The organism is Moorella naiadis (nom. illeg.) (genome assembly GCF_051020825.1).
Classification (GTDB): Bacteria; Bacillota; DSM-521; order Neomoorellales; family Neomoorellaceae; genus Neomoorella; species Neomoorella naiadis.
Genome location: NZ_JAXGFQ010000006.1, coordinates 12,590 through 25,989 on the forward strand (window position 1 = coordinate 12,590; position 13,400 = coordinate 25,989).

A 13,400-nucleotide genomic window follows, 5' to 3' on the forward strand; every position below is an offset into this window, starting at 1 on the left:
AAGGGTCACCTGCAACCGGCCGGTGCCTTGGGGTGCTGGCTTTTTTTGCGAAAGGAGTGAAGGGCTGATTGGATTTAAAATTAACGGATCAGGATCGGCAGGAAATGCAGGCCGAGAAGTCCGGCCCGGAAAAGGGTCCACAGCCAGGCGAACCCGGGGTCACCGTGGAGCAACCCGTACCGCCGACCTCTGAGCTGGAACAGGACGGAAACCAACCGGGATCCGGACCGGAAGGGGCTGCTGCCACACCAGAGGAAGGGGAAGATACGACCGGGGTGGTCAGCAGGGAAGAATTAGACAGCCTGCGGGCGGAAGTGGCCAGCAAAACGGCGGCCCTGGCCGAATTACAGCAACGTTACCTGCGGCTGCAGGCGGATTTCGATAACTTCCGCAAGCGCACCCGCCGGGAACAGGAGGAATTAACCCGGCTGGCTGCCGCCCGCCTAATTAGCGGCCTCCTGCCGGTGGTGGATAACCTGGAACGGGCCCTGGCGACAGCGGCGGATAGTGAAGGTGCCGGGCTGGCCGCGGGGGTAGAATTGATTCAGCGCCAGTTAATGACCCTCCTGGAACAGGAGGGTTTGGCCCCGGTGGCAGCCGTGGGGCAGCCCTTTAACCCAGAATTACATGAGGCTGTAGCCCGCGAGGAAACAGAGGATCCGGAGCAGGCCAACCTGGTAGTGGCCGAATTCCGCCGCGGCTATACATTGCAGGGCAAACTCTTACGGCCGGCTATGGTCAAAGTGGCCGTTGCCGGCCCATCTGGTGAGGAAAACAGACAGGGGGTAGATCACAATGAGTAAAGTAATCGGTATTGACCTGGGGACGACTAACTCCTGCGTGGCTGTGATGGAGGGCGGGGAGGCGGTCGTTATCCCCAACGCCGAGGGTGGCCGGACCACACCGTCGGTAGTCGCCTTTACCAAAGAGGGTGAGCGCATCGTCGGCCAGGTAGCCAAGCGCCAGGCCATTACCAATCCCGACCGGACGGTAATGTCCATTAAGCGTCATATGGGAACCAATTATAAGGTCAAGATCGACAACAAGGAGTACACACCGCCGGAGATTTCGGCCATAATCCTGCAAAAGCTCAAGGCCGACGCCGAAGCCTACCTGGGGGAAAAGGTCACCCAGGCCGTCATCACTGTGCCGGCCTACTTCACCGACAGCCAGCGCCAGGCGACCAAGGACGCCGGCCGCATTGCCGGCCTGGAGGTCCTGCGGATTATTAATGAGCCCACCGCCGCCTCCCTGGCCTACGGCCTGGATAAAGGCGAGGACCAGACCATCCTGGTTTACGACCTGGGCGGGGGCACCTTTGATGTCTCCATCCTGGAACTGGGCGACGGCGTCTTTGAAGTCAAGGCCACCAGCGGTAACAACCGCCTGGGGGGCGACGATTTCGACCAGCGGGTGATGGATTACCTGGTGGATGTCTGCCGGCGGGAGCACGGCGTGGACCTAAGCCAGGATAAAATGGCCATGCAGCGTTTAAAGGAAGCTGCCGAAAAGGCCAAGATTGAGCTTTCCGGGATGACCAGCACCAATATCAACCTGCCCTTTATCTCGGCGACGCCCAACGGCCCCATCCATCTCGATGTCAACCTGACCCGGGCCAAGTTTGAAGAACTCATTGCCGACCTGGTGGAACAGACCGTGGGACCGACCCGCCGCGCCCTGGCCGATGCCGGCCTGGAACCCAAGGATATCGACAAGGTTTTACTGGTGGGCGGTTCGACCCGGGTGCCCCTGGTGCAGGAAACAGTGCGCAAGATCCTGAGCCAGGAACCCCATAAGGGCATCAACCCCGATGAATGTGTCGCCCTGGGGGCGGCCATCCAGGCCGGTGTCCTGGCCGGTGAGGTCAAAGACGTGCTGCTCCTGGACGTGACGCCCCTTTCCCTGGGCATCGAGACCCTGGGCGGCGTTTTTACGAAGCTAATCGAGCGCAATACTACTATTCCAACTTCCAAAAGCCAGATCTTCTCCACCGCCGCCGACAACCAGACCACGGTGGAGATCCACGTCCTCCAGGGCGAGCGGGCCATGGCCGCCGATAACAAGACCCTGGGCCGCTTCCAGCTGACGGGCATCCCACCGGCGCCCCGGGGCATACCGCAGATTGAAGTCAAGTTTGATATCGACGCCAACGGCATTGTCCACGTCTCGGCCAAGGATCTGGGTACCGGTAAACAGCAGGCCATAACCATCACCTCCTCCAGCGGCCTGAGCGAAGAGGAGATCCAGCGGATGGTCAAGGACGCCGAGGCTTCGGCCGAGGCCGACCGCCGCCGCAAGGAAGAAATCGAGACCCGGAACCAGGCCGACTCCCTCATCTACCAGACCGAGCGCACCCTGAAGGATTTTAAAGATAAAGCCGACCAGACTGATGTCGAGCGCATCGAAAAGGCGAAGAAGGAACTCCAGGACGTCCTGGACAGCAAGGATAGCGCCAAAATTAAGGAGAAAATGGAGGCCCTCTCCCAGGCCCTCTATACCCTGACCACTAAAGTTTACCAGCAGACTGGCGCTCAAGCCGGAGCCCAGGATCAGGGGGCAAGCCAGGGTCAGGGTAACGCCGGCGGCGAAACGCCCAAAGACGGTAACGTCTACGACGCCGATTATAAAGTCGTCGACGACGACAAGAAAGAATAGCCGGTGATCTGCCATGGCTAAGCGCGATTACTACGAGGTCCTGGGGGTTTCCCGGGATGCCTCGGAGGCGGAGATCAAAAAGGCTTACCGCCAGCTGGCGCGCCAGTATCACCCGGACATGAACCCCGGGGATAAAGAAGCCGAAGAGAAGTTCAAAGAGGTCCAGGAAGCCTACGAAGTCCTGAGTGACGCCGATAAAAGGGCCCGCTACGACCAGTTCGGCCACGCCGGTACCGAGGCCGGCGGGCCTGGCTTCGGCGGTTTTGACTTTGGCGGCGCCGGGGCCGATTTCGGGGGCTTCGGCGATATCTTTGACATGTTCTTCGGCGGGGGCCTGGGCGGTTCGGCCCGGCGCCAGGGACCCCAGCGCGGCGACGACCTGCGCCTGGATTTGGAAATCTCCTTTGAGGAAGCTGCCTTCGGGGTCGAGAAAGAGGTCGGTATACCGCGCCAGGAAAAATGCCCGGAGTGTAACGGCAGCGGGGCGGCACCCGGCAGCAAGCCCAAAACCTGTCCCACCTGCCATGGTACCGGGCAGATCCGCATCGCCCAGCGGACACCCCTGGGGCAATTCCAGACCATTCGCACCTGCCACCAGTGCCAGGGCCAGGGAACAATCATTGAAACGCCCTGTTCCCGCTGCCACGGCCGCGGGGTCGTCCAGCGGACTCGTAAGATTAAAGTCAAAATCCCGCCGGGGGTGGATACCGGCGCCCGGTTGCGGATGGCCGGCGAGGGCGAGGGTGGCCGTCGCGGTGGCCCGCCCGGGGATCTCTATATCTATATCAACGTCCGGCCCCATAAACTCTTCCAGCGGGACGGCTACGACGTCCTTTGCGAGGTGCCGGTTTCCATGGTTCAGGCTGCCCTGGGCGACAGCATCAGGGTGCCCACCCTGGACGGCAAAGTCGAACTCAACATCCCGCCCGGGACCCAGAGCGGTACCAGTTTCCGCCTGAAGGGCAAAGGCATTCCCCGTTTGAACGGCGTCGGCCGGGGCGACCAGCACGTCCGGGTCCACGTCGAGACGCCGACTAACCTTAACGAGAAACAAAGGGAGATCCTGCGGGAATTCGCCCAGGCCTACGGCACGGAACCCCGGGGGGCCAGGGAACAGGATAAAGGCTTTTTCCGTAAAGTAAAGGACGCCTTCATGGGCTAGTTACAGGGGGTGAGCCGTTTGGCCCACCATTTTTTTCTATCCACAGTGGCGGCTCCCGGAGAGATGGTGCTCCTGGAAGGGGAGAATGCCCACCACGCTGTCCGGGTCCTGCGTCTCCGCCGTGGGGAGAATATCACCCTGGCCGACAGCGGCGGCCGGGGTTATCGGGCCCGGATAGCCTCCGTCAACGGGGACCGGGTCGCCGTAGAAGTAACCGAGCCCCTGGCCAGCACCGAGCCCTCCCTCCGGGTAACCCTCCTCCAGGGCTGGCCCAAGGGGGACAAACTGGATTTAATCATTGAAAAGTGTACAGAATTAGGGGTAGCCAGGATTAGCGTCCTGACCACTGAACGTGCCGTCCCCCGGCCGGATCCGGCTGCCGCTGCCCGGCGCCGGGAACGCTGGCAGCAGAAGGCCCTGGCTGCCGCCCGCCAGAGCGGGCGGCACCGCATCCCGGAGGTCAGCGGGCCCCTGGGGCTGCTCGAGGCCCTGGCCGGCCTGGCACCGGGAAGCCTGCTGCTGGTACCCTGGGAAGAAGAACGTTCCCTGGGACTGAGGGACGTCCTGGCCCGGCTCCCGGCAGTCACGGAAGTCACCCTGCTGGTAGGACCCGAGGGGGGCCTCAGCCCGGCGGAGATCGAACTGATCCGGAACTACGGCGGCCGGCCCGTAACCCTGGGGCCCCGGATCTTGCGGACGGAAACCGCCGGCCTTGCCTGCCTGGCGGCCGTTATGTACGCCCTGGGCGACCTGGGGTAGTTCTCGGAGGAGGCTTGAAACACAGCAGGCCGCCGGGCGGAACTGTAAATAACTCGGGCGGAATTGAAAATAACCGTTGCTATAAGACAGGTACCGGCGGGTACAGGCGAAAGGCGATTTTGGTTTGAGGCGTTAGCAAACTCAGCGAAGCCGAACCGCGGCGGCGGTGAACGGGATGGGGATCGCTGCGTACCTTTAGAGACGAAGAGTAACACGCCCCGATGAGGTTATTTAAAGGGATGAAGCCCAGCCACCCCCGCCGCCGCGGGAGGCTGAGCGCCAAGTTTGCTAGCCGAAAACCACCGGAGCCTGAGCCTGTACCCGCCGGCACTATAGTATAGGATCCGTTCCAGTTTAGTAGACCCCTACTTTCACAGAAGGAAGGTGAATATCCGGTGCCAGCGCCCCGGGTAGCCCTGGCCAGCCTGGGCTGTAAAGTCAACCAGAACGAACTGGAAGCCATCAAGCACCTCTTCCTGGAGGCCGGCTACCAGGTGGTCCCCTTCCCGGAGGCGGCCGACGTATACGTCGTCCACACCTGTACGGTGACCCATATCAGCGACCGTAAATCACGCCAGTTGATCCGCCGGGCTATCCGGGCCAACCCCGGGGCAGTGGTGGCCGTCACGGGATGTTACGCCCAGGTGGCACCAGGGGAGGTTCTCTCCATCCCCGGCGTTGATCTGGTGGTGGGGACCAGGGACCGGCACCGCCTGGTCGAGCTGGTGGCCAAGGCCAGGGAGGCTGCGGCCCCCCTTAACTATGTCAAGCCCCACGCAAAGGGAGAAGCCTTCGAAGAGCTGCCCCTGGTAGAGGTCAGCCGTGCCCGGGCTTTCTTAAAAATCCAGGAAGGCTGCCAGGAATTCTGCACCTATTGCATCGTCCCCTACGCCCGTGGACCTTTACGCAGCCGGGAGCCTGAGGCGATCCTGGCCGAAGTGCAGCGCCTGGTAGCTGCCGGTTACCTGGAGATCGTCCTGACAGGGGTGCATACCGGCGCCTACGGCCGTGACCTGGACGGGGATATAAGCCTGGCCGCCCTCCTACAAAAGCTGGTCCAGGTGCCGGACCTCAGGCGGCTGCGTATCAGCTCCATTGATCCCCTGGACTTCACGCCGGAACTGCGGGCCGTCCTGATAAGGGAAGAGGTTATCTGTCCCCACTTCCACATCCCCCTCCAGAGCGGTGCTGACACCATCCTGGACCGGATGGGCCGGCGCTACACCGGCCGGGATTACCTGGAGCTGATTGCTGACTTGCGCGCCGGCCGGCCCGGGGCGGCCTTTACCAGTGACGTTATGGTCGGCTTTCCCGGGGAAACGGAAGCCATGTTTCAACAGACTATAGCCGTAGTCAAAGCAGCCGCCCTGGCGGGTATCCACGTCTTCCCTTACTCCCCCCGCCGGGGGACCCCGGCGGCGACCATGCCCGATCAGGTGCCGGCAGAGGTAAAGAAAGAGCGGGAAAGGCGCCTGCTGCAAATAGGGCGGTACCTCAGCCGTCAGTATGCCCGCGAGTTCTTAGGCCAAACTCTGGATGTCCTGATGGAACGCCCCCTCCCTGGTTACCCGGGGTACCAGGAGGGCCTGACGGGGAACTACCTGCGGGTAGCCTTTCCGGCGCCGGCGGACCTCACCGGCCGCCTGCTTCCAGTCCGGCTGCAGGAGTTGCGCGGGAGTTTAATTTGGGGCAAATTAGAAAAAGATGTTAGGGAGAGGCAGGAAAATGGCACCGGAGGGAGAAATTAATATACCAGAGCATTTAGGGGGGCGGTGTCCTGGGACAGCCCCGATTAAAGGAAAGGAGCAAAGAGCGCGTGGCTGAAGAGTGCATCTTTTGCCAGATAGCGGCAGGCAAGATCCCGGCGGAGGTGGTTTACCAGGATGACCGGGTGGTCGCCTTTAAAGATATCCATCCGGTAGCCCCGGTGCATATCCTGATTATCCCCCGGAAGCATATCACCGATCTGACGGCCATTACCCCGGAGGATAGCGAGCTCGTCGGTTACCTTCACCTGGTGGCCGTCAAGCTGGCCCGGGAGCTGGGTCTCGCTGACCGGGGTTTCCGGGTAGTTAATAACTGCAAGGAGGAAGGCGGCCAGGCCGTTTTTCACCTTCATTTCCATCTCCTGGGCGGTCGCCAGCTGCGGATTCTGGGTTGACGCTACCAGGAGGATCGACTATAATAAATTTTATGCAAAGCTGTTGGGGGACAGCTAACACCGGGCTGGCGGGGGGAGGGAAACAGTAGTTGAGCGAGGTTAAAATTGGTAAAAACGAAACCCTGGACGCCGCTCTGCGGCGTTTCAAAAGGATTTGCCAGAAATCCGGCGTCCTTTCAGAGGCCCGGCGCCGCGAACATTACGAAAAACCGAGCGTACGGCGTAAAAAGAAATCCGAAGCCGCCCGTAAACGTCGCTGGCACTAAAAAAGCTAAGATCTTTCCCCACCCCCTACAACAAAAAACCCGGTGGTTGCCAAAATTAAGGGGAGAAAAACCCGGTCCTTGGGGACCGGGTTTTTTGCGGTCTTTTTTCGGCCCCCGGCGCATAGAGTAGTGGCAGGAGGGAACAGGATGGCCAAGCATAATTGGCGCCGTCGCCTGGTAGCCAGGGCCAGGCGGGTCGAAAAGACAATCACCGATTTTCTGGAGTTACCTCCAGAGGCGGCCCTGGATTTACCCCGCCTGACCCTGGTGGGTGACAGCCGCCTGTTGCTGGAGAACCATCGGGGTATTGTTACCTACCAGCCCGAACTGGTAAAACTGAAGACTTCTACCGGCGTACTGGCCATTAAAGGCATCGGGCTCCTCCTGCTGGAGATCAAACCCGACGCCATCGCCCTGGAAGGCACTATTCACTCCCTGGAATTCAGCCCCTGGGGGAGGCATGAGGTAACGTGACGATCCGTGACTGGCAGGCCTACCTGGCCGGTTACCTGGTTCTGAGCATTAGCGGTGACGACCCCGCGGCCTTTCTCAACCTGGCCCTGGCCCGTGGTTTGCGCCTCTGGGACATCACCCGCACCGGCAAAGGCCGGATCCAGGTGAAAATGCCAGTTAGCGAGTACCGGGTATTACGTCCCCTGGCCCGGGCGAGCCACTGCCGGGTCCGTATTGTGGACAAGCGGGGCCTACCCTTCTTCAACCGCCGCCTGCACGGCCGGCAGATCCTCCTGGCCGGGGTCTTTTTCTTTATACTGGCTATTTATATCCTTTCGGCCTTTGTCTGGGTAGTCGACGTCCAGCCGGAAAAAGGACCCCTGCGCCAGGTTACGCCGGCCCAGGTCGTCGCTGCCGCCAGGGCCGAGGGCTTAAAGCCCGGCACCCGGAAGGGCGGTATTGATACCCGTACCCTGGAACGGGCCCTGGAGCGCCGCCTGCCCCAGCTGGCCTGGGTGGGCCTCAGCTTCCACGGCACCAGGGCCGAGATCCGGGTAGTCGAAAGGGTGGCTGCTCCGGCGGAAGATGAGTATGAAATGCCGGCCAGCATCATCGCTGCCAAGGACGGCGTAATCAAGCAGATCCTGGTGATGAGCGGTGAGGGGCGGGTGGCAACCGGCGATACCGTACGCCAAGGGGAGATCCTCATCTCTGGACTGATCCTGCCCCCGGAGCCGGAGAAAAAACCGGACGAGCCCCTCCAACAGCAGCAGCCCCGGCCGGAACCACGCCTGGTCCGGGCCCGGGGTATTGTCCGGGCCCGGGTCTGGTACGAAAAGGAGCAAGAGATAGATCGCCGCCAGGTCCGGGAGGAGCCCACCGGCCGGCAGCAGCAGACGATAATCATTAAGACCCCCGGCCGCCAGTACGTACTCCGCGGCCCGGCTGTGCCCCCCTATAGCTATTACCGCCAGGAAAATAGGGTTTACGCCCTACCCTCCTGGAGGAATTTTCCCACGCTCGTCGAACTTATTATCAGTACCTATCGCGAGGTCCGGGTGCAGGAACAGGCACTCGGCTATGACGAGGCGGTCCGGACCGCCGGCCAGCAGGCCCTGGCGGACCTGAAGGCCGGGCTCCCGGCGGGGACCCTCATTACTGGGGAGAAGGTTCTCCCCTTAAGCGATGCCGGAGCAAGGGTGGTCCGGGTACGGGCCTGGGTAGAAACCGAAGAGGATATCGGCCAGGTTGTTCCCCTGCAGGGCCAGCTGACCCCGGGCGGCAGCCCTGCGGTGCCCCATCCCGGGGGTTGACGTCCCGGCTAGCGAACCCTACATCTTTACTATCATAGCAATAAAAGCTATAATAAAGTGCTGAAGCTTTCAATATTAGTGCCCTACCGCGAAGGAGATGATTATCAAACCCTTGCCTGATATCTACGAAGTAAAGTTAACGGCAGGCAATAATGGGGAAGCGGCCAACCTCTTCGGCCGCCAGGATGAAAACCTCAAGTTTATCGAGGAGCATACCACCGCCCGCATCATCGCCCGGGGCAACGAAATCACCCTGAGCGGTGACCGCCGGGAGGTTCAGACCCTGGAAAAGCTCTTCCGGCAGCTCATCAAGCTCTCCCGGACGGGCACGACCATCAACACCGCCACCATCAACTACACCTGGAACCTGATCCGCCGGCAGGACGAAGGCCAGAACCAGCCGGACCTGGCCCGGGCTCTAGGAGAAGTGATCTATGTTACACCCCGGGGTAAACAAATCCGGCCCAAGACCCTGGGGCAATTGCGTTATATCCAGGCCATGCGCCGTTATGATATCGTTTTCGGTATCGGCCCGGCCGGTACCGGTAAAACCTACCTGGCAGTAGTAATGGCCGTCAACGCCCTGAGGGCCCGTAGTGTCGAACGGATTGTCCTGGCCCGGCCGGCAGTGGAGGCGGGCGAAAAACTCGGTTTTCTCCCCGGTGACCTGCAGGAAAAGGTTAATCCCTACCTGCGTCCCCTCTATGACGGCCTTTATGACATTTTAGGGTTGGAAACGGCACAAAAGTATATGGAAAAAAATATTATAGAAGTAGCGCCCCTGGCCTACATGCGGGGCCGGACCCTGGACGACGCCTTTATCATCCTGGACGAGGCCCAGAACACCACCTCCGAGCAGATGAAGATGTTTTTAACCCGCATCGGCTTTGGCTCCCGGGCGGTAATCACCGGCGATATTACCCAGGTCGATTTGCCTCGGGAGACCACCTCCGGCCTGGTGGAGGTCCAGCACATCCTGAAGGGCATCGAGGGCATCGCCATCGAGTACTTGACGGAAGCCGACGTGGTGCGCCATCCCCTGGTCCAGGAGATTATTAAAGCCTACGAAAGAAATAAGACGGAGGAGTGACCGGATGTGCCCTGGCAGCGGTTGGATCAGCTGCTGTACCCGCTGCTGGCCCGGCTCGGCCCCAGGTTTATCACCAGACGGATCACCTGGGGGTTGATCCTTTTTATCATTGCCACAGCTATTATAGCCCTGGACTTCCTGCCCCAGAAGCTCGACCTGGCCGTCGGTCAACCCAGCCCCCGGGATTTTAAAGCTCCCCAGGGCATTGTTTATGAAAGCGAGGTTTTGACCCAGAAGGCCAGGGAAGAAGCAGCCCGGCAGGTAGCCCCGGTTTACCGGGTGGATAATACCGTAGTCAGCGCCCTGACCGGCCAGGCCGATGGTATTTTCCAGTCCATCCGGGAGATAAATAATAGTACCAGCGATACCAACGAGCGGGTCAACCGTTTAAAAGAACGCCTGAACCAGTTCCAGCTGCCCCCGGCGACCCTGCAGGCCCTGGCGGCAGCCGATACCGCGAGCCTTAACAGCCTGGCTGCCAGTACCAGAAATATTATCAATCAGGTCATGGGTGAGGCTGTCCCCCAGGACGCCCTGAACGCCGCCCGGGACAAGATGCTGGCTGCCGTGGAGACGGCGGGGATTAGCGATCAATACCGGCCCCTCGTTGTCGCCATCCTCAGGCAGCTCAACCTCAAGCCCAACCTGATTTACGACGTTGCTGCTACCATGCAGAAGCAGGACAAGGCCCGGGCCGAGGTAGTCCCGGTACAGGTGACCATTCGCCAGGGGGAGAAGGTCGTCAGCGACGGTGAACTGGTCACGGCGGAGGAGATTGAAGCCCTGCAAAAGCTCGGCCTCCTGCGTACCGGCACCTCCTGGGGTGGCTTTATCGGCCTCTTTATCTTTCAGGCCCTGCTGGTAGCTATCTTACTGCTATTCCTGCGCATTTTTAAGCCGGATATTTACAACAACGGCCAGCTCCTGTTATTGCTGGGCCTCCTGTGGTTGATTTTTCTGGTCTTCTCCCGGGGGGTGGTGGCTATCAGCCTGGGAGGCCGGCCCGAAATGGCCCGGCTGGTGGGTTACCTGATGCCCGTGGCGGCCGGCTCCATGCTGGTGGCCATCCTGGTGGATGCCCAGGTGGCGGTGGTCTTTACCCTTTTCCTGGGCCTGGAGGCCGGCATTTTGGGCGGTAACTACTACCAGTTCACGGCCGCCGGGGTCATCAGCGGCCTGACGGGTATTTACTGCGTCGCCCATCTGAGCCACCGTTCCGACCTGGCCCGGTCCAGCCTCTTTTTGATGCTGGCCAACCTTTTGAGCGTCGTGACCCTGGGGTTGATGCTTAAAGCTACCCTTTTCCAGCTCAGCATCGCCGCCGGCCTGGCCCTGGCCAACGGCCTCCTGTCGGCCGTGCTGACCATCGGCTTCCTGCCGTTCCTGGAGAACAGCTTCGGCATCACTACGGCCGTCAAGCTGCTGGAGCTGTCCGATCCCAACCATCCCCTGTTGAAACGGCTGCTCCTGGAAGCCCCGGGTACCTATCACCACAGCATCCTGGTGGGTAACCTGGCCGAAGCGGCGGCCAACGCCGTAGGGGCGGATTCCCTCCTGGCCCGGGTGGGAGCCTATTACCACGATATCGGCAAGCTCAAGCGGCCGTATTTTTTCATTGAAAACCAGGTGACGGCGGAGAACCCCCACGACCGGCTGGCGCCGACCCTGAGCACCCTGATTATTTCCTGCCACGTCAAGGACGGCCTGGAGATGGCCCGGGAATTTCGCCTGCCCCAGGTCATCCAGGACATCATCGCCCAGCACCACGGGGAGACCTTGATATCCTATTTTTACCACAAGGCCTGTGAGAGTTGCCGGGATGAGAAAGAGGTTACGGCCGACGATTTTCGTTACGAGGGCCCCAAACCCCGGAGCAAGGAGGCAGCCATTGTCATGCTGGCCGATAGCATTGAGGCCGGCATTCGCTCCCTGCCCAAGCCTACCCCCGGCCGGATGGAGGGCTTTATTCGCAAGATTATCCGGGAAAAACTGGAGGATAACCAGCTGGAGGCCAGTGACCTCACCTTCCGGGAACTGGCGGTCATTGCTGAGGCCTTCATGCGGGTCTTAAACGGTATTTTCCACACCCGGGTGGAATACCCGGACGTGATCCTCAAGGAGATGGAAAGGAGAAAGGGCCGTAATGGAGTGCTCCATAAACAATCAGCAGGATGATTACCCCCTGGATGAGGAACTCCTGGCCGCCCTCAGGCGGGTTCTAGCGGCCGCCGCTGCCGCGGCAGGGGTAACGGGGAACACCGAGGTGGCCCTGACCTTGGTGGATGATGCGGCCATCCAGGAACTCAACCGTAACTACCGAGGGGTAGACGCCCCCACGGATGTCCTTTCCTTCGCCCTGGAGGAGGCGGGCGCTGCTGAGCCTGTTTATTACGACCCCGGGGTGGACAGGCTCCTGGGGGACATTGTTATCTCCGTGCCTACCGCCGTCCGCCAGGCCGGAGAATATGGCCATTCCCTGGCCCGGGAACTGGCCTTCCTGGCTGTGCATGGCTTCCTGCATCTTCTGGGCTACGATCACGGGACGGCAGATGCAGCAGCCGCCATGGAAGAGCGCCAGGAGGCCATCCTGGCTGAGGCAGGGCTGAGTCGTTAAAATGCTCAGGAAGTTGGGCGCTGCCCTGGCTGGTATCCATTATTGCCTGCGGACCCAGATCAATATGGTTATCCACCTGCTGGCCATGGCCGCGGTAATCCTGGCCGGCATAATTTTCCGGGTGCAGCCCTGGGAGTGGGTGGCCCTGACCATCACCATCACCATGGTCCTGGCGGCCGAGGCTCTAAATACAGCCGTAGAAGTAACGGTGAATCTCTACATCAAACAGTATCACCCCCTGGCGCGGGTGGCCAAGGATGTGGCCGCCGGGGCTGTTTTAATCACCGCCCTGGGCGCCCTGTTCGTGGCCTATTTTATTTTTGGACCGCGGTTGGGCTTTTAACTATAGTTACCTACGGTTTCGGGTAGCGGTATAGGCTCCAGGCTCCATGGTTCGCGGCTAGCAAACTAGGCGCTGGAGCCTTGCTCGGCGCCGGGGGTGGCTGAACTTTATCCCTTAGAAAACTTTGCTTGTTATCCTGGCTAATGGTAAAATTATAATGGGGTTCACATCATGGCTTATAACCCGCAGGATTTACTGGCCGCGGCGGCGGCCGCGCAGGCTAAGGCCTACGCACCCTATTCCCGGTTCAAAGTCGGCGCGGCCCTGCTGGCGGCCGGGGGCCGGGTCTACAGCGGCGGCAATATTGAAAATGCCTCCTACAGTTTGACCGTTTGCGCCGAGCGGGTGGCCCTCTTCCAGGCCGTAGCCGCCGGGGAAAGGGATTTTATCGCCCTGGCCGTCGTCGGCGGTGACCTGCCCGCCTGTTTTCCTTGCGGTGCCTGCCGCCAGGTCCTGGCCGAGTTTGCCCCGGACCTGGAGGTCCTCACCGGCCAGCCCGGTGGTCCCCTCCAGCGGCGGCTGTTAAAGGAACTGCTGCCGGATACCTTTAAGCTGAATACGAGTGATATATAACGTTAAAAGAG

Annotated in this window: 14 protein-coding genes; all 14 read left to right on the forward strand. The window is 60.8% G+C overall.

Translation table 11 applies throughout. From position 1 onward, the window contains the following. The first annotated feature begins 68 nt into the window (after positions 1-68). Entirely contained in the window at positions 69-803 is a 735-nt protein-coding gene (gene grpE / locus SDD30_RS05265; RefSeq protein ID WP_434073884.1) for a nucleotide exchange factor GrpE, read from the forward strand. Continuing rightward, entirely contained in the window at positions 796-2,655 is a 1,860-nt protein-coding gene (dnaK, locus tag SDD30_RS05270) for a molecular chaperone DnaK (RefSeq protein WP_434073885.1), read from the forward strand. The genes grpE and dnaK overlap by 8 nt, the downstream gene beginning before the upstream one ends. A 13-nt stretch (positions 2,656-2,668) precedes the next feature. Then, positions 2,669-3,817 (forward strand): molecular chaperone DnaJ, encoded by a 1,149-nt coding sequence (gene dnaJ, locus SDD30_RS05275; RefSeq protein ID WP_434073886.1) that lies wholly within the window; start codon positions 2,669-2,671, stop codon positions 3,815-3,817. An 18-nt stretch (positions 3,818-3,835) separates the two neighbouring features. After that, positions 3,836-4,576 (forward strand): 16S rRNA (uracil(1498)-N(3))-methyltransferase, encoded by a 741-nt coding sequence (locus tag SDD30_RS05280; RefSeq protein ID WP_434073887.1) that lies wholly within the window; start codon positions 3,836-3,838, stop codon positions 4,574-4,576. A 395-nt stretch (positions 4,577-4,971) separates the two neighbouring features. Next, positions 4,972-6,324, forward strand: a complete 1,353-nt coding sequence (mtaB, locus tag SDD30_RS05285; protein ID WP_434073888.1) for a tRNA (N(6)-L-threonylcarbamoyladenosine(37)-C(2))-methylthiotransferase MtaB — start codon at positions 4,972-4,974, stop codon at positions 6,322-6,324. A gap of 68 nt (positions 6,325-6,392) precedes the next feature. Further along, positions 6,393-6,737 (forward strand): histidine triad nucleotide-binding protein, encoded by a 345-nt coding sequence (locus tag SDD30_RS05290; protein WP_434073889.1) that lies wholly within the window; start codon positions 6,393-6,395, stop codon positions 6,735-6,737. Between the two features lie 89 nt (positions 6,738-6,826). Beyond that, positions 6,827-7,003 (forward strand): 30S ribosomal protein S21, encoded by a 177-nt coding sequence (gene rpsU / locus SDD30_RS05295; protein WP_434073890.1) that lies wholly within the window; start codon positions 6,827-6,829, stop codon positions 7,001-7,003. 147 nt (positions 7,004-7,150) lie between these two features. Further along, positions 7,151-7,477: a sporulation protein YqfC gene (gene yqfC, locus SDD30_RS05300; RefSeq protein WP_434073891.1), complete on the forward strand. Its 327-nt coding sequence runs from the start codon at positions 7,151-7,153 to the stop codon at positions 7,475-7,477. Then, complete coding sequence (gene yqfD / locus SDD30_RS05305) at positions 7,474-8,769, forward strand: sporulation protein YqfD (protein WP_434073892.1); 1,296 nt, start codon at positions 7,474-7,476, stop codon at positions 8,767-8,769. The genes yqfC and yqfD overlap by 4 nt, the downstream gene beginning before the upstream one ends. Before the next feature lie 97 nt (positions 8,770-8,866). After that, on the forward strand, positions 8,867-9,859 hold the full coding sequence (locus tag SDD30_RS05310) for a PhoH family protein (protein ID WP_434073893.1): 993 nt from the start codon (positions 8,867-8,869) through the stop codon (positions 9,857-9,859). Positions 9,860-9,865: 6 nt separating this feature from the next. Further along, entirely contained in the window at positions 9,866-12,034 is a 2,169-nt protein-coding gene (locus SDD30_RS05315) for an HD family phosphohydrolase (protein ID WP_434073894.1), read from the forward strand. After that, entirely contained in the window at positions 12,003-12,473 is a 471-nt protein-coding gene (gene ybeY / locus SDD30_RS05320) for an rRNA maturation RNase YbeY (protein ID WP_434073895.1), read from the forward strand. The genes SDD30_RS05315 and ybeY overlap by 32 nt, the downstream gene beginning before the upstream one ends. Before the next feature lies 1 nt (position 12,474). Beyond that, positions 12,475-12,816 (forward strand): diacylglycerol kinase family protein, encoded by a 342-nt coding sequence (locus SDD30_RS05325; protein WP_434073896.1) that lies wholly within the window; start codon positions 12,475-12,477, stop codon positions 12,814-12,816. A 171-nt stretch (positions 12,817-12,987) separates the two neighbouring features. Next, positions 12,988-13,389 carry a cytidine deaminase gene (locus SDD30_RS05330; protein ID WP_434073897.1) on the forward strand — a complete coding sequence of 134 codons (402 nt, stop codon included), beginning with the start codon at positions 12,988-12,990 and terminating at the stop codon, positions 13,387-13,389. The last annotated feature ends 11 nt before the right edge of the window (positions 13,390-13,400 follow it).